Source organism: Winogradskyella pelagia (assembly GCF_017581965.1).
Lineage (GTDB): Bacteria > Bacteroidota > Bacteroidia > Flavobacteriales > Flavobacteriaceae > Winogradskyella > Winogradskyella pelagia.
Map to the genome: position 1 here is coordinate 162,582 of NZ_JAGEVF010000006.1, position 17,475 is coordinate 180,056.

Below are 17,475 nucleotides of genomic sequence, written 5' to 3' on the forward strand. Positions count from 1 at the left end.
TATCGTGTATATTAAAGTAAAATGTTTAACCGAAAAAAAGTAAAATTAAAATTATGAGTTACTTAAATATGAATGATGATAAGTTAATGCCAACTGTGGTGGAATTGAACACCCTCTTAGCGGATTATCATATCTATTACCAAAACCTAAGAAATTTCCATTGGAATATTTTAGGAGAAAACTTCTTTGAACTACACGAAAAATTTGAAGAATTATACACAGAAGCACGAGAAAAAATAGACGAAATTGCTGAACGCATTTTAACCTTAAGGTATCATCCAATTAGTAATTTACGAGATTTTTTAAAAGTATCTTCGATTGAAGAAGTCTCCTCTGAGAGGACGGATATTGAAATGGTAAAAGACATTTTAGGCAATCACAACATATTGTTAGAACAAATGTCCAAAGTGATTAAAGAAGCGGAGAAAATAAATGATGAAGGAACGATTGATTTAATTGGAGCGTATATTAGAGAATTAGAAAAAACAAGTTGGATGCTAGACGCTTTCACGAAAGACTCCAGTTCACAATTAAGAAAAAGTGCGATTCCTGCCTTCTCTAATAACTAGATTAAGTGTTAAAATATCTACAATCAAATACCATCTTTGCAGATGGTATTTTATTTTTAAGCAAAAGAGAAAAGATGTCCGTAACCATACCCAAAGAAGCTTTAAGCTTTTTAAAAAAACTTCAAAAAAATAATAATCGAGACTGGTTTAATGATAATAAAGTGGAGTTTAAAGTATTAGAGGCTAATGTAAAGTCTGTCTACAATACAATAGGTGAATTACTTAATATGCATGATCAAATAGACAGGGTTAAAGTGTTTAGAATCTATAGAGATGTGCGTTTTTCAAAGAATAAATTACCCTATAAAACACATTTTGGAGGCTCTTTCCACAGAGTAAAACCAGAATTGCGAGGTGGATATTATCTGCATATTCAGCCAAATAACGAATCTTTTATTGCTATAGGGTTTTGGGATCCTAATAAAGAGGATTTGCTTAGAATTAGAAAAGAATTTGAAATGGATGATTGTGAGATTAGACAAATTCTTAATGAGCCCACCTTTAAAACTGTTTGGGGTGACTTTGTAGGTGAGGAATTAAAAACAGCTCCAAAAGGTTTCGATAAAAATCATCCTTCTATAGACTTAATAAGAAGAAAGCAATTCATCTTTACAAAGTCATTTACCGACAAAGAGGTTCTGGATAGAGAGTTTGTTCCCGCCGTGAATGAGGCTTTTGAAATTGCAAGACCTTACCTCAATTTAATGAGCGATATTCTTACTACAAACCTCAATGGTGAATCACTAATTTAAACTGCTTTTAGCATATCTGGCTTCTCAAAAAGTTGAATACTACTTACAAGACGCTCTTTTACGATGTTCATCATACGCTTATTTAAGGCAGATGAATTTTTAATGTAAATGGCATATTCTTCAACGGTAAATTGTCCTATTATCATACCCTTTATAGAATTTCTAAACTTCATATCCTTGTGAATAGCGTGTTCTATATATGCCAAACGCTTTGGTAGTGTTAACTCATAAAACACGTTTTTTCGTTTAGAAATATAATTTCTAAAAACTACTATGAATAACTCGTGCTGCATTTTTATAACAGGTCGAAGCGTGGTGTTCTGAAAATGCTCCTCACCACTCATAGCATCGTTAATTTTAGCAGATAATATTATAGGCCTTGCGGCAAGTAGGTTTTTAGTTCGGTCAGCCATGGTATCTATTTAAGATTAATTTGGAATTAAATTTAAGGATTAACCAAAAGGTCCTCTTTACATAGCGCAATTATTGTAAACAGTGTTATTAACAATAACTATATTCTTTAGCTTTTTTTAATTAACTTATTCAGGAACTGAAAGCCCCAATTCGTATATCTCAAGATTAAAATAACCTACTGAAGCCAGCACATGATCAAAAATATCACCCATGATATATTCATAGTTTTGCCATTTAATATCTGCGCTAAAGGCATAAATTTCCATAGGTATGCCTTGTGGTGTAGGTGCAAGTTGCCTTACCATTAGTGTCATGTCCTTGTTTATTGCAGAATGTTGTTCTACATAAGTGAGTAGATATTTTCTAAAAACACCGAAATTTGTAAGATTACGACCATTGATTAATTCTGTTTTATCAACATTGTGCTTCTCATTAAATTCCTTGATTTCTTTCGATTTTAGGTTGAGATAATTAGCCACCAATTCTATTTTCTTAAAACGTTCGATTTCTAGGTCCGTCAAAAAATGTATAGAGGATGTTCTTACTATTACTGAGCGTTTAATTCGCCTCCCACCAGAAGACATCATGCCACGCCAGTTTTTAAAAGAATCTGAAATTAAAGCATAGGTTGGAATGGTTGTGATTGTTTTATCCCAGTTTTGAACTTTTACAGTGGCAAGGTTTATTTCAATAACATCTCCATCTGCACCGTATTTTTCGAAGGTAATCCAGTCACCGATTCTAACCATATCATTTATCGCCACCTGAATACTTGCCACAAATCCTAGAATAGTATCCCTAAAGATGAGTAATATTACAGCAGATGCCGTTCCAAGTGAAATAGCAAACTTGTAAAATGAAATACCAAAAACAATGGCAAATGCACCATAAATGCCTAAGAGCCATGCAAAAATCATAAAGACTTGCGCATAGCTATCTAGTGGTTTATCCTTGTAACGTGGTAAGGTTCTAAGATAGTCCTTAACAGAATTAAAGAAACTTCTTATAATGCGTAACGTAAGAACTATAGCTAAGACCTTAAGCGTTTTTTCAATGATATTCTCAGTAAATGCAAAGTCTGAAAAAACATCTGGAACAAATTCTATAAGTATTCCAAGTGGGATGATGTGTGCAACTCTCCTTGGCAGCTTATTTTTTATAAGAATATCATCAAAATTAGTTTTTGTCCTTTTGGCAATACCTGCAAAAAAGCGCCATAGTATACGCTTTGTAAAAAAATCTATAATAAAGGCTATTAAAAGTAAAGCCAATAAAAGGACTAACATGTTTATGTAGGTGGCCATTTGTTCACCAAGCCCCTTATCTATAAGGATATCATATACATAATGCTTCAATTTATAGTCACGCATGCTGTAAGTACTTTTTGTCGATGTAAAAGGTACCAAAAGGAATTATAGCTGCCAATAAAACAAAAAATAAAATTTTCTTGGTCCATTTAAAGTCGCTACAAAACCAAATAGCCATAACTATATACCCAATAAAGAGCAACCCATGTGGCATCCCTAATATTTTAACATATTGCGGGTCGTTATAAACATATTTTAAAGGCACGGCAATAAAGAGCAAAAGAATAAAAGACAGGCCTTCGAGGAAAGCAATGGTTCTAAATAGTGTTAACGTCTTTAGCATAATAAATTTTTTGCAAAAATACTTCAGAACATTTCCAAAAGAGAAGATTTTAACAGCTTTTAAGAAATGATCTCCATCTAGAAATCTATTATTTATCTTTAACTTTTTGAAATTAAAATTCCGCTGATAAAGAATGAAAAAATTATTGATTTTACTCCTTGGCTTATTAATAACGAGTACAAATTTTAATGTTGAAGCGCAGTCAAAACGCAAGCGTAAAAAAGAGGAAAAGAAAGAACAAGTTAAGGCTGAAACTGCAAAAAAGAAAAATGGGAAAATTAAATCCTACACTGATGTAATTACTGAAGATGCTGTAACTGACCTAGGTATTTTTAAAGTGCATCAACTAGATGACAAATACTACTTTGAGATTCCTTTTGACATGCTATCTAAAGACATGTTATTGGTAAGTAGACTCTCTAAGCTTCCTTCTAATTTAGGTGGAGGCTATGTCAATGCTGGTTCAAAAACAAGTACGCGCTTAATTAATTGGGTTCGTTTTAAAGATAAAGTCCTAATAAAGGAAAAGTCATACAGCGCTATTGCAGCAGACAGCTTACCCATAAATGTATCTGTGAATGCCAATAACTATGAGCCCACTTTATATGCATTTGATATCAAAGCATTTTCTAAAGATTCTTCTGCGGTTGTAATTGATGTAAGTAGTTTTTACGGTAGTGATGTTAAAGCAATCAGTGGGCTATCAGCCAGTAACAGAAGACGTTATAAAGTTAAGAATTTAGATAAGTCTAGAAGCTTCATAAGTGCTATGAACAGTTATCCAAAGAACATTGAAGTTGTACAAGACTTTACGTTCAATGCCTCTGAACCTCCTATTAATAATGGCAATGAAACCATTAGTATCCAAACCAATCAGTCTATGATTTTGCTGCCAGAAGAACCCATGCAACCACGTTATTTTGATGAGCGTGTGGGCTGGTTTACCCTAAGTAAATATGATTATGGAAGCGAAGAGCTTAAAGCAGATAGAAAGACTTATATACGACGTTGGAAACTCGTCCCTAAAGATATAGAGGCCTATAAACGCGGAGAATTAGTAGAACCTGTTAAGCCTATTATCTACTATCTAGATCCTGCAACACCAACTAAATTTAGGTCATATATGAAAGAAGGTATTGAACTCTGGCAAAAAGCATTTGAAGCCGCTGGATTCAAAAATGCCATTATTGCTAAAGACCCACCAACCAAAGAAGAAGACCCAGAATTTAGTCCTGAGGATATTAGGTATTCTGTAGTACGTTATGTGGCTAGTACCACTCGCAATGCTACTGGTCCAAGCGTTGCAGACCCAAGGACCGGAGAAATTATAGAAAGTGACATTATATGGTATCACAATCATTTGCGCTCCTATCGCAACCGTTATCTTTTAGAAACAGGTGCTGCAAATCCAAAAGCCAGAACCTTAAATACGCCAGATGAAGAAATAGGTGAAATGATGAAAATGGTTATTGCTCACGAAGTTGGACATACCCTTGGACTACCCCATAATATGAGCGCCAGTTACGCGTATGACGTTGAAAACTATAGAAGTGGTTCTTTTACACAAGAAAATGGAATTGCTGCTACCATTATGGATTACGCAAGGTACAACTACATTGCACAGCCTGGTGATACAGGAATTCGTTTTATAAGACAGCTAGGACCTTACGATGATTACGCAATAAATTATGGTTATAGATATATTCCTGAAGTAACCTCACCAGATGATGAGAAATCAATTTTAAACAGCTGGATTACAGAAAAAGTAGGAGATCCAACGTATAAATTTGGAAAACAGAGTAGTCGTTTCGACCCTACTTCACAGACGGAAGATATAGGGAATAATAGTATTAAAGCCAGTACTTATGGTCTTAGTAACCTTAAAATAGTAGCACAAAACCTTAAAAATTGGACAAGTGATAAAACCGATAATTATGAGGATTTAGAAGAATTGTATGGCGAAATGCTCGGTGTATGGAGTAGGTATGTAGGCCATGTTATTACTCATATTGGAGGTGTAATTGAAGAAAGCAAAACACCTTCTCAAAGTGGTTTTGTGTACCAACCACAGGACAAAAGTTACCAAAAATCAGCTGTGCAATGGTTGCAAAAAAATGCGTTTGAGACGCCTGAGTGGTTATTGGATGAGACCATTATTCAAAATATAAATTATGCTGGCTACACAGAGCGTATCAGACGCCTTCAGAGTAGACATCTTAATTCTGTTTTAGGTTTTGAACGCTTAGGAAGATTAATAGATCATAATGCTATTAATTCAGAAAATTATTCGGCTTATAATTTGCTGAAGGACATTAGACTAGGTATTTGGAAAGAATCAAGTTTGGGTAGAAGCGTAGACGTCTACAGAAGAAATATTCAACGTGTTTACTTAGATCAAATGAAATATCTAATGACGCAAGATTTAGACCCTAATCGCTCTAGACAATATTTTAATGTAAATCAATCCGATATCCGCGCATTAGTTAGAGCAGAACTTAATCAACTCAAGCGTACCTTAATTGCCGCTTCTAAAACGGCCATTAATGCAGAAACAAAATTTCATTACCTAGATTGTATTGAACGAATTAATAGTATCTTAGATCCAAAATAAGCACATAAATATGAGGTATAGTATTTTATTTGTTTTTATAGGATTAACAATGGTTATGCAAGGACAAGACAGATTAGACAAGTTTGAGCTTACCTATCAAAATTCAAAAAAACAAATTAATTCACAAGAGTATACCATAAATTTTAATATGGTATATGACGGTAGAAACCGTGAAAAAATTGATAAAAACTCCAATGTATTAATAGTAAATGGATTATCCTCAAAAGGGCAATTAAAATCAGTATTACAGAACAAATCAGATATTGATTTAAATGGTTCCATAGAGAACTACAAGGTTAAATTTGATGACGCTACAAAACACATAAATATATCATACGACCTTAACTCTAGTTCTTTATACAAGGTACAAATGGCCATTAAAGCTAATGGCAATGTTATTTTATCTGCTTCAAGCGATTCAGATTCTCCTATAACTTGGATTGGGAGACTAAGGAGTAATTAACATATAAGCACTTAAGTTATTTGTGGAACGTCATAATTACAAAATACACATCATTGGTGCAGGAATCAGTGGATTGATTGCTGCGAAGACTTTAGAAGAAGTTGGGTATCACCCTATAATATTAGAAGCCTCAGATTGTGTTGGTGGTCGCGTAAAAACAGATATTGTAGAAGGATACCAATTAGACCATGGATTTCAGGTATTACTAGATGCGTATCCACAGGCTCAAAAGCATTTGGATTTTTATGACCTCGAGTTACAGCCTTTTCTACCAGGCGCTCATATTTATTTTAAATCTAGAAAATATACCATTGGTGATCCTCTTAGGCATATAGGTTTCCTATGGCAAACTATAATCTCACCTGTTGGTTCTGTTGCAGACAAACTCAAGATTTTTAAACTAAACAAACGTCTTAAAAATAAGTCTATAGAGTCAATTTTTGAATCAGAATCAAAATCCACCTTAAAATACCTCCAGGACTTAGGTTTTTCAAATGCAATAATAGAACAGTTTTTCAGACCATTTTTCTCGGGTATATTTTTAGAACCAAACCTAGAGACTTCTAGTAGAATGTTTGAGTTCGTATATAAAATGTTTGGAGATGGTTTAGCAGTTTTACCCAAATCTGGTATTGGAGCCATAGCTGATCAATTAAAATCCAAATTACAGCATACGGAAATTCGATACAATACTCGAGTGAAGCGCGTTGAAGACAGGTTTATTCTATTAGACAATGATAAAAAATTAGATACACATTTTACTATTATTGCAACACCTGCAGAAGACCTTGTTTCTAATTTAAGTAACCAAAACACAGATTGGAAATCTTGTTATAATTTATATTTTGAAACTAATATTAAGTCCATTAGTAAACCACTTATAGGCCTAATTGCAGATAAAGAAGCCCTTATTAATAATATATTCTTCCATGATACTTTAGGTACTACCCACACAGGAAAAAAAAGCTTACTGTCTGTAACGGTAGTTAAGTACACAGACTTAACGGAAGATGACCTTATTAATCAAGTGCAAAATGAGTTGAACAAATTCTGTAATATTACCAATACAACATTTTTAAAATTATACCACATACCGAAGGCCTTACCAAATTTAAAAGAATTGCGTGCTGATATTTCGCCTACGGAAACACAGTTAAAACCAACTATTTATCTTGCAGGGGATTATCTTATCAACGGTTCGCTAAATGCGGCAATGCTCTCTGGGGAACGTGCGGCACAAGGCGTAATTATGAGTCTTGAGGATGGTCTAATAATTGAAAATTTAACTTCTGAATATATTTAATTTTATAACTAAATGAATCCGTCTGTTCTAGATGTCTCGGAGAAAGTTTTAATCGGAATGTCTGATACTATTTTGATGTCTGAATCGCATAAAATTGGCCAACTATGGCAAAAATTTATGCCTAATAAACACTTGATTAAAAACACAATTAATAATCATCACTTCGCTGTCCAGGTCTATAATTCTGAAAATACTATGGATAAACCATTTCAAATTTGGGCAACTATAGAAGTCTCTGAAGCCAATACTATTCCTGCTGAAATGGATGTTGTTACGATTCCCAATGGGCTCTATGCCAAGTTTACCTTAAGAGGTATGGAGATTGGTAGATTATATCAAGATATAATGACCACGTGGTTACCATCTTCGGGGTACATCATTGATAACAGGCCTCACTTTCAAATCATGGATGAGCGCTACAAAAACAATAGTACATCTTCGGAGGAAGATGTTTATGTGCCTATTACAAAATTGAATTAAAAAGTTGGTAGATTTCAGAGGCTACCACTTTTAAGTAAATTTAATTTTTGGTAAACACAAGTGTATCTGTTCCTCCATTTCCTCCACTTATATCAATAAGTCGGATTTCGTTTGAGGAATACGACACAACATCCCAATCATCATTTAAATCATCAAAATCGTGATCATCGGGCACTGGAAATGAGATGATAAAATCAACATCGCTGTCGTCATTGCTGTCGTCATCGCTACTAGAAGACGAACTACTGTTAGATAAAGACCAAGTACCTGTTAATGTATTCGAAGAACCTGTGGCTACAAGGCTACCGTTAGAATTAAAGCTAAAAGTATAACCAAAAAAATCAGCTGTTTCGTCTTGCCCAGAATCAACCATACTAGAAACACGCCATTGTTCAGATGAAATAATATTTATAATCTCGCTGATATCAGCATTGGTCGGAGATACGTTATCGTCGTCGGTAGAGCAGGAGGTCGTAGAGAATGATAAGAACAAAACTGCAATTACGGGATAAAAAAACTTTGGTTTCATGAGAATAAATTTTAGTGTTCAGTATTATAACAGTTTATCCTCAATTTCTCCTACCCTAAAAATTGTTTATAAGGGCTCAATAACAAGTTTTTGGCCAATTCTAAGGGTAGAATTGCGCTTTATAGCGTTAGTTTTACAAATAGCGGCAACGCTTACATTATTTCGCTGAGAGATTCTAGAGAGCGTATCACCGCGTTTCACTACATATATCTTACGTTGCGCTTCAATTGCAGCAAAAGCCGCTTTTTCGGAGGTATATAACGCTAATTTACTTTGTCGTCTAGCACTATGATAGCCAGGCCTCGTCCATTTTTTAGTAATCCAAATATCTTGGGACCGAATAGCGTTCTCTTCAGAAAAATCAAATAAATATTCAGGATGTATAAACTGACCTTTGTAACTAGTGACTAGGTGTAAATGACTACCGAAAGAACGACCTGTATTTCCACCTTTACCAATATACTGTCCTTTTGCAACGGTATCATTAGCCTTTACACCGATTTTAGACAAATGCGCATAGGTAGTTTCTAAACCGTTAAAATGCCTTACAACAACAGTTCTTCCGTGTCCGCCGCTATATCTAGCAAATCTCACAACTCCATCCAAAATGCTGAATACAGAATCTCCGGTAACTAAATCTATGTCAATACCCTTATGCGATCGGCCTCTGCGCCACCCATATCTAGAAGTGACTACCTTTTGACGCCTTACAGGAGAATGATAGGTGGTGTCCTCAAAACTTAACTGAAACGGATAAGAAACAGAAGTATTTTTATAAGGATTATAAACTGTTGTATCCCAGTGCTCATTTTTGATGTCAACAGCTAACTTAGCCTGACCTTTTTCAGAAACGAGAGGGATTTCAATTTCTTGATAATTTAAGTTCTGTTTAAGAATGGTCGTTGGGACCTTCACCTTTAGAGCCAAGGAATCCTCATCTGACTGGCAGGTCGCACTAATAATTCCCAAAAAAAAGACGCCTACAAAAAGTAAGTGTTTCATATGTGCTATTAATCTGGTCGTTAACCGAACGCGAAATTAAACCAAATATTATTTAAGACAAATCAGTTTAACATCTTCAAAACAGTTAACAACAATCTTAACCTATAAAATGACGGTATTAGGATATAAGAAAAATATTACTTAATTTTAATCTAACCAACTTTATCAAAACCGACCTAATTCACTGTTATCCCTGATTTACTACCTATGATAATGGCTCGGTTTAATCGTATTGAGCCTGATCTTATTTAATGTTTGTTTTGTAATGCGCCTGTTAATTTTGATATGATAAGTTAGATGGAATTAAGTATGCCTAGAGTCCAAGATGAGATTACTGAAGAAGATCTTTGGTATGTTCTAAAGAATCCATGGAAATTTTCAACTTATGAGTGGAAGCTATACAATGTGTATAATGAGGAAACGGCCTATGAAACTTTAATGGAACAGTATGAATTATCGCAACAGGACGGATTTAGCAAAGTATTTAGAACACCAGAAAATTTACCTTTGCTAGTACTTATGGCTGTTAAAATTAGTGAAACAGCATTACATTGCTATTTGGTGGCTAGTAAACATATGGAAGAGAATAGACAAGCCTTAAACGTAACTTTTAAAATGCGTAATATTTTGCACGAGCAATCTTATAACTATAAAGGTTGCAAGCTCGTGGTATATTCACAATCTAGAGAGACGGATAAGCAAATGTCTTGGTTACGTTTTATCGGATTAAAATATATACCAGAGGGTAATGTGGGTGATGCTAAATATTTTGAATATGAATCTAGAGTAAAAGTTTGAAAACATGAATGAAGATTGTAGAAATCTTAAACCAAATTAGAAAATAAAGAATTTAATATTCTAAATCAATTAGAAGCAATTTGAAACTTGTAATATACCAATTAATCAATAAATAATTTTAACTTAAAACACACTAATTATGGGAGGCGGAAAACCAAGTACAATCATTACATTAACTGTGGATACAGAAAACATTCAACAAAACGAACAAAGCATTAAAGACAACGTAGTTTTTTCGGATAATCAAAGTGATCCAGCAGAAAACCCAGGGCACCCAGAAACCTACGTATCTACCGTTTTCAAGGGTTCAACTTGCACATGGAAAGGGGTTGCAAAAAATGGAAGAGATACAATTAATATTACCGACGTAGCCAAAAAGTCTAAAGGAGGTGGTGCCGATATTTTAGCAGAAATTACTTTAGGAGATCCAATAAAAGATCCCAATGTAACCTCAACTGTAAAAAACGCAGATATTCCAGGCGATGAGTGTTATAATGTCACTTTCATAATAAATAAAAATGACCGTCAGCCTTATACAGTAGATCCTAGATTAAAAATGAAGCGCTAAACCTTATGCTGAGTAAGCATAAAACTGTTATAATTAAGGGCTGTATACTAATTATGTATACGGCCAATTTATGTGGCCAAGATCAGCGATTAGCTGACAGTTTAATCTCAGTTTATAATTCTGGTAGTTTCAATTCTACCCCATATGAATTATTGAATGAAATCTCAAAAGAAGAAACGAATCCTAAGATTGCTATTACCTATGCAAAAATGCATTGGGAGTTAGCAAGTGAAGACAGTAATTACTTTGAATTACATAGAGCCTTATTAAATATAGGAAATGCCAATTCTTTTTCTGGAAACTACACAATGGCTCTTGAATCTTATTTAGAAAGTCTTGACCATGCTAATAAAACAGAGGATTTAATTGGCCAAGCGACTTTACAAATTTCCATTGCTGATACCTACAGGATGCTTGAAGATGAAAATAACGCTTTTGTTTATTACGAAAAAGGGATTAAACTACTTCGAAAAACTGAAGACCAATATAATCTTGCTTCTGCATTATTTAATTCGGGAGATTGGGATATTGAGAATAGAAAATATGATCAAGCCCTTGTAAAATTTAAAGAATCAAAAGCCATATTTGAAAAATTAGATTTTCCGCTAGGTGTAGCTTATAACATTGGTAATATTGGCGTAATATATGCAGAAAATGGTCAGAATAAACTTGCTGAAAAAACTATCAATGAGAGTATTGCTGTTTTAGAAGGCTATGAGGACTATCACGCTATTTCTGATTATCTAATCACTTTGGCAGATATCTGTAGTACACGCAATGATTATGTAAAAGCTATCGATTACGCCAAACAAAGTTTGGATTTAGCTACACAATATGAGTTACTAGAACAGATTAGCGTTTCTAATTTAAAACTTTCAAACTATTACGAGAACAAAGGAGACCCAACGACATCATTATACCATCACAAAGAATACTATAAATATAGAGATAGTATCCTCAACTTGGATGCGGTAAGGGATACTGCAGAAATGCAAAGAGAATTTGACGTTGCCCAAGAACAGGCTAAAACAATAATTTCCGAACAAAAACGGAAAAACCAACGCATCATCATATGGTCCACAGCTGGTGTTCTCTTTCTTACGGCCTTATTAGCCTACGGAATATTTAGGCGTCATAATTTTGTAAAAGCCACCAATAAGATTATAGCTGCCGAGAAAGATCGATCGGATAAATTATTATTAAATATTTTACCAGAAGAGACTGCCCAAGAATTGAAAGATAAGGGCAGGGTAGAAGCGAGAAAATATCCCTCAACTACTGTTTTATTTTCAGATTTTAAAGGCTTTACAAGTTATGCTGAAAACCTATCGCCTGAAAAATTAGTACAAACCATAGACCATTATTTTTCTGAATTTGACAGCATTATGCATAAATATGGTCTTGAAAAAATTAAAACCATAGGAGATGCCTATATGGCTGTAGGTGGTTTAAGTTTTGATAATGTAGACCAAGCCAAAGAAATGATTTTAGCCGCTCAGGAAATGAATGCTTTTGTTGCAAAAGCTAAGCAAGATGACTTTACCGATGCTACCTTTGATATTAGAATTGGTATCAATACAGGTCCTGTTGTTGCTGGAGTGGTAGGTTCCAAAAAATTTGCCTATGATATTTGGGGAGACACAGTTAATGTGGCGTCTCGTATGGAAAGTAATTCTGAGCCTGGACGCATTAATATTTCTGAAGATACTTACCAAATAGTTAAGGCCGATTTTGAATGTGAATATCGAGGAGAAATCCCAGTTAAAAACAGGGGCAAAATGAAAATGTACTTTGTAAAGGTATAACTATGCCAAAATACTCTCGTGTCCAGAATCTTTCACAAATAAACAACTACTGGTCGTTTTTTCAGACATTTCAGTGATAAAGGTATAACTGAGCATATCGTCCATACCAAAGATATTCAAATCTGCAGAAGGGGCTTTGAGTACTACACCTTTGAAATCTCCGACATGAACTTCTGTCATGGTCTCTGGGAGTCGAGCAAGATTTATTAGTCTATTCAAAAAGTCCTTAGCATTGGACTCTTGTGCCTTGTCTTTAACTACGGTAAGTAATCTAATTTGGGCTTTCCAGTTCATTTTTAGTTTGTAGGCAATGAGCACCGCCAAATCTAAATTGCCAATATCCCATCCCAATTCCCAATTCCCAGTGCGGTCACTCACCCAAACATTTATAATATTACGTTGTCCTAATAGCGCAGTGGGATGTAATACAAAAAGGGCAATCCCAATTTCAAGGCGCATGGCCTCTTGCATTACAGGCTTCAATTCGTTGTCATAATCATCATGTCCTTGTAAATTTAGAAAGATGATATTGGGTCTAAAAAAGGCGCCCTGTAAGGCCTGGTTCCCGTAATTAATGCCTTTCGCAAACTCATTAGCATGAATAACAGCAGAGGACGAGAATACACCTTTGGCTCTAAAAGATGCGGAAACCCGTTCTAACTCTTCAGACAATTTACTGTCTTCTGAAAACGGTTCAATACCCACCAATTTTATGGAGCCCTTAGGTTTTGCAATATGTCGAAGGAATTCAAAATTCCCTCTCAAACCATGAATATCCCGTACAGGTACCATGAGATTTGCTTTCCAAGCGCGTTGTTGCATTTTTTTCATGCCCCAAGTATGCTTCGCCGCCCATTCTGCAAAGGAGACAAATAATCCAGAGCGTACATCTTCAAAAGGGGTTTCTAGATTTTGTCTAGACAAATAGAAGTACACAACTAATACAATAACAACTGATAACAGACTTACTGTTGGGTTGATAATAAACATGGCAAAAATAGAGGATGCCAATCCTAAATAGGGTACCCATTTAGGAATTCGGAATAACGGTCTATAACTAATTAAACCTAAACGCTGCTCTATGATAACTACGATATTAATCATGGCATAGGTAATTAAGAAAAATAAGGTCACTAATGGCGCAACGGCATTTAGATTTCGTAATAAGAGCGTAAGAAAAATAAGAATCCCAGTAACGACCATAGCATTTCTAGGCTGTCCGTTTTTACTCTGTCCAGCTAGGATATCTGAATAAGGCAGTACCTTGTGCTCTCCCATGGCAAATAAAATACGCGAAGAACCTACTATTGATGCCAAAGCGGATGAGAAGGTTGCTCCTAAAACACCTGCAATAATTAACGGTCCAAAATAAGCCTTATCAACCATGACGTAATAATTACTTACTAATTCATTTTCGGTGGCACTTCGGGAAATCCAAAAAGCTAGGAGCATATAAATCACAAAACTTACACCAATAGCCCATAAGGTCCCGGACGGTATACTTCGTTTAGGATTTTTTAATTCACCAGACATATTAGCGCCAGCCATTATTCCCGTTGCCGCGGGAAAAAAAACAGCAAAAACCACCCAAAAGCCGTTACCCGAAAAATCATTGTCCACAGAACCTCGAAAAGTTCCCCAACTCAATGCTTCACTTGTAGGGATATTCATTGATCCATTGTAAGCCGCAATTACTATTGATATCAAGGATAGAATGATAATACCCATTATAAAAAACTGGGTTTTTATAGCCAGGTTGGCACTGATATACGCAATGGTGAATAACACCATAAAAACGGTTACATCCACTAAAAAAGAATTATGACCAGGGAAGATGCTTAACCAGCCCTCTCTAAAACCAAAGATATACATGGTTACGGCCAATCCTTGGGACACATACCTTGGAATACCCAAGCTCCCACCAACTTCTAAGCCTAAGGCCTGGGATACTATGGCATAAGCACCTCCTGCACCTATGCGGATATTGGTAGTTATCGCAGACATAGACAAGGCTGTACATAAAGTAATAAGAAAGGATATGATTATGATTAGCCAAGCGCCGAGAAGACCAGCATTACCTACTACCCATCCTAAACGTAAGTACATAATTACTCCAAGGATAGTGAGTAGAGTAGGTGTAAAGACACCTCCAAAAGTATCAAATTTTTTTAGCGATGTAGACGGCTGACTCAATTATTAAATATCTAATAAATAATCAATTTACTAATTTTAATCTTAAGCTAGTACTTTGTTATCATATTATAATTGATAAGGTACTATCACTCACCAGGATGATAGGTTTTTACAGCATTGGCCTCAACATCATCTTTATAGTATAAGACATCTTTAAACTGCTGATTGATATAACGTTGGGTTTGATCATTGAAATGAGGCGATTTAGGATCACCACTTTGACCTCCAGCTAAAATGCTCTTGGCTTTAACCTTATCTCCGAACTCTACTACTGCGACAAAACTATTGCCTCTAGTACCATAAATTTTCTTTGCACCTTCAGCTCTATAGCTCACACCATAAGCTGCAAGTGCTCCCCAGCGACCAGATGCGAACCCAACAGGGACACTTGGTTTTGAATCGTCAAATTTCTGTCTTATGTCTCCATTTAAACGTTGGTAACGATTTACAGCTCCCCATGGTAATTCCCAAGTTCCAAAATCTTGTGTCAGTTGGTCTAAAACTTCTGAAAATATTTGGAGTCGTTCTTCTTCAGGTGATTCCGTACCCAAATAAGTCATTGCCTCCATAGAACTCATTGGTCTAGGTCTATTAGCGCGTCTATTAATAGCAGTACCATAATAGTGAGCTATGGTCATAGCTTTAGAATCGGCATTTGTTTTAAAATCCCATGCTCTTAATAGTTCAATGGCATCCTTAAGTTTTGCATATGTATTGATATTGTTATCAAAAGCCTTCACTAACCCTGGGATTAAAACTTCAAAAGCCGGAAGGAAAGGATCATGTGCCATTTCAATGACATCGTCTAAGGTGTAATCTGATTTCCCTTGAGACAATAAGGAAATGGCGTGTACACCTCTAAAATTCTCTCTATTTATTGACATATAATTAGGATAGTCGCCACGTTTAGGACTATAGTCTCCTGCTGCTGTATATGGCGTAGAGTTACAATTCTGAATCCATCCATTTTCTGGATTGAGCAGGGTAATGGCTTCGTCTACATCATGCAATCCCTTCCAATCGGTTTCTGGATTACTTCCGTCTACGGGCAAGCGATAATTGAATGTATCATTACGCTTTGGAATAAAATTTCCGTGGAAATACGCAATATTGCCTTCGGCATCGGCATAAACGGTATTATTGGAAGAATTTGTTTTTAAATCCATCATTCCCCTAAATCCTTTGTAGCCCGATTGCTTGGTTCTAATATAAGACTGTTCGAGGGCCTTTACTGGCTCCCACATCAAAGCTGTTGCTGCCCACTGACCATCAACGACATGAGTAATAGGTCCATGATGCGTATGGTACACATCAAAAATCTTTTCTTTTATATCATCTCCTTCTTTATACTTTAAAGTCACTGTTGAATATTCAACAGGTCTTAATTCTTCGCCATAAACATAGAAAAGTTTATCATCCACCTTGGTGATATCTTCCTTAAACTCATCTATAACATCAGTATAGGTAGAGGTGTGCATCCAGCCTGTTTTTTCATTGAAACCCTGATAGACAAAAAACTGGCCCCAAGTTACAGCACCATAGGCATTAAGACCTTCTTCACTAACCACATGCACCTCACCCCTGAAGAAAAAAGACGTATGTGGATTTATAAGTAGGATAGGTGCACCCGATTTCGTTAACTCCCCAGATAAAGCAATACCATTAGATCCTTGTGGCTCAGCCTCTGGTTTTGTTGTTTCTAATTCCGTCATTTCGGGCAGTTCTGGCATATTGTCGTAAAAAGCTTTTAGTCGTCTTAGAGATACACGCTCTATATCACCACCAATAGAGCCTTCAGAAAAATACATAGGCATCCATGGCTCAAACTTGGTGAGTAGTTTTGGTTTAACCTCAGGATGTGTATGTAAGTAATAATTGATGCCATCTGCGAAGGCATCGCACAAGTCCTTTAACCATTTTGGACTCTTCTCATAATGGGCCTTAGCCTCATCCTCAGTCATAAAAAGCTTTGCCCTTAAATCACTATATATGGCATCTTCACCTTCAACTTCGGCTAATCGTCCTGTTGCCCAAATATAATTTCGCTCAACACGATTAAAATCATCTTCACACTGTGCATAAAGTAATCCAAAAACAGCGTCTGCATCACTCTTTCCGTAAATATGAGGCACACCAAATCCATCACGGATAATGGTCGTATTAGCAGCATGAGTCTCCCATCGTTCTATATCCAGATTTACTTTTCTATCAGATTTACAAGTACATAAAAGAAAAAAACTAAGTAAAATAAGGTATCTCATTATTGATATTTTTTGTGAAAATAAGACTAAATCATCAAAGCCAAAAACCCAACATAAAAAGGTAATTTTTGTTTATC

At 35.5% G+C, this 17,475-nt stretch carries 16 protein-coding genes; 9 read left to right on the forward strand and 7 right to left on the reverse strand.

The annotated features are described in order from the left end of the window. Nucleotides 1–53 precede the first annotated feature (53 nt). Nucleotides 54–569 (forward strand): Dps family protein, encoded by a 516-nt coding sequence (locus J4050_RS09290; protein ID WP_208154303.1) that lies wholly within the window; start codon nucleotides 54–56, stop codon nucleotides 567–569. Between the two features lie 74 nt (nucleotides 570–643). Next, entirely contained in the window at nucleotides 644–1,321 is a 678-nt protein-coding gene (locus tag J4050_RS09295; RefSeq protein WP_208154353.1) for a DUF2461 domain-containing protein, read from the forward strand. Here J4050_RS09295 and J4050_RS09300 read toward each other — a convergent pair. The 3 genes from J4050_RS09300 to J4050_RS09310 form a co-directional block, all read right to left on the reverse strand. Beyond that, entirely contained in the window at nucleotides 1,318–1,734 is a 417-nt protein-coding gene (locus tag J4050_RS09300; protein WP_208154304.1) for a glyoxalase, read from the reverse strand. The two genes, J4050_RS09295 and J4050_RS09300, sit on opposite strands and share 4 nt — an antisense overlap. A gap of 126 nt (nucleotides 1,735–1,860) precedes the next feature. Next, complete coding sequence (locus tag J4050_RS09305) at nucleotides 1,861–3,105, reverse strand: mechanosensitive ion channel family protein (RefSeq protein WP_208154305.1); 1,245 nt, start codon at nucleotides 3,103–3,105, stop codon at nucleotides 1,861–1,863. Beyond that, nucleotides 3,098–3,385: a DUF3817 domain-containing protein gene (locus tag J4050_RS09310; protein WP_208154306.1), complete on the reverse strand. Its 288-nt coding sequence runs from the start codon at nucleotides 3,383–3,385 to the stop codon at nucleotides 3,098–3,100. The genes J4050_RS09305 and J4050_RS09310 overlap by 8 nt, the downstream gene beginning before the upstream one ends. Nucleotides 3,386–3,518: 133 nt before the next feature. On the opposite strand from J4050_RS09310, the gene J4050_RS09315 reads away from it, so the two are divergent. The 4 genes from J4050_RS09315 to J4050_RS09330 are packed head-to-tail and all read left to right on the forward strand — an operon-like array spanning nucleotide 3,519 to nucleotide 8,242. Continuing rightward, the gene (locus J4050_RS09315) at nucleotides 3,519–5,996 is read left to right on the forward strand and encodes a zinc-dependent metalloprotease (RefSeq protein ID WP_208154307.1); all 2,478 of its coding nucleotides are present in this window, start codon (nucleotides 3,519–3,521) and stop codon (nucleotides 5,994–5,996) included. A 10-nt stretch (nucleotides 5,997–6,006) separates the two neighbouring features. Beyond that, on the forward strand, nucleotides 6,007–6,459 hold the full coding sequence (locus J4050_RS09320) for a DUF4251 domain-containing protein (protein WP_208154308.1): 453 nt from the start codon (nucleotides 6,007–6,009) through the stop codon (nucleotides 6,457–6,459). A gap of 22 nt (nucleotides 6,460–6,481) precedes the next feature. Further along, complete coding sequence (locus J4050_RS09325; protein ID WP_208154309.1) at nucleotides 6,482–7,762, forward strand: FAD-dependent oxidoreductase; 1,281 nt, start codon at nucleotides 6,482–6,484, stop codon at nucleotides 7,760–7,762. A 12-nt stretch (nucleotides 7,763–7,774) separates the two neighbouring features. Further along, nucleotides 7,775–8,242, forward strand: coding sequence for a GyrI-like domain-containing protein (locus J4050_RS09330; RefSeq protein WP_208154310.1), 468 nt, complete (start codon nucleotides 7,775–7,777; stop codon nucleotides 8,240–8,242). Between the two features lie 40 nt (nucleotides 8,243–8,282). Here J4050_RS09330 and J4050_RS09335 read toward each other — a convergent pair whose 3' ends face one another. Beyond that, on the reverse strand, nucleotides 8,283–8,771 hold the full coding sequence (locus J4050_RS09335) for a hypothetical protein (RefSeq protein ID WP_243878599.1): 489 nt from the start codon (nucleotides 8,769–8,771) through the stop codon (nucleotides 8,283–8,285). Nucleotides 8,772–8,837: 66 nt separating this feature from the next. After that, nucleotides 8,838–9,773 (reverse strand): M23 family metallopeptidase, encoded by a 936-nt coding sequence (locus J4050_RS09340; RefSeq protein ID WP_208154311.1) that lies wholly within the window; start codon nucleotides 9,771–9,773, stop codon nucleotides 8,838–8,840. 297 nt (nucleotides 9,774–10,070) lie between these two features. On the opposite strand from J4050_RS09340, the gene J4050_RS09345 reads away from it, so the two are divergent. The 3 genes from J4050_RS09345 to J4050_RS09355 all read left to right on the forward strand — a co-directional run bounded on the left by J4050_RS09345 (nucleotide 10,071) and on the right by J4050_RS09355 (nucleotide 12,944). Beyond that, nucleotides 10,071–10,571, forward strand: coding sequence for a hypothetical protein (locus J4050_RS09345; protein ID WP_208154312.1), 501 nt, complete (start codon nucleotides 10,071–10,073; stop codon nucleotides 10,569–10,571). A gap of 139 nt (nucleotides 10,572–10,710) precedes the next feature. Further along, nucleotides 10,711–11,139, forward strand: a complete 429-nt coding sequence (locus J4050_RS09350) for a hypothetical protein (protein WP_208154313.1) — start codon at nucleotides 10,711–10,713, stop codon at nucleotides 11,137–11,139. Between the two features lie 5 nt (nucleotides 11,140–11,144). Next, nucleotides 11,145–12,944: an adenylate/guanylate cyclase domain-containing protein gene (locus J4050_RS09355; RefSeq protein ID WP_208154314.1), complete on the forward strand. Its 1,800-nt coding sequence runs from the start codon at nucleotides 11,145–11,147 to the stop codon at nucleotides 12,942–12,944. Here J4050_RS09355 and J4050_RS09360 read toward each other — a convergent pair whose 3' ends face one another. After that, on the reverse strand, nucleotides 12,945–15,137 hold the full coding sequence (locus tag J4050_RS09360; protein ID WP_243878600.1) for an amino acid permease: 2,193 nt from the start codon (nucleotides 15,135–15,137) through the stop codon (nucleotides 12,945–12,947). Nucleotides 15,138–15,223: 86 nt separating this feature from the next. Next, a complete protein-coding gene (locus J4050_RS09365; RefSeq protein WP_208154315.1) occupies nucleotides 15,224–17,398 on the reverse strand; it encodes an acylase in 2,175 nt (724 codons plus the stop codon). Nucleotides 17,399–17,475 lie beyond the last annotated feature (77 nt).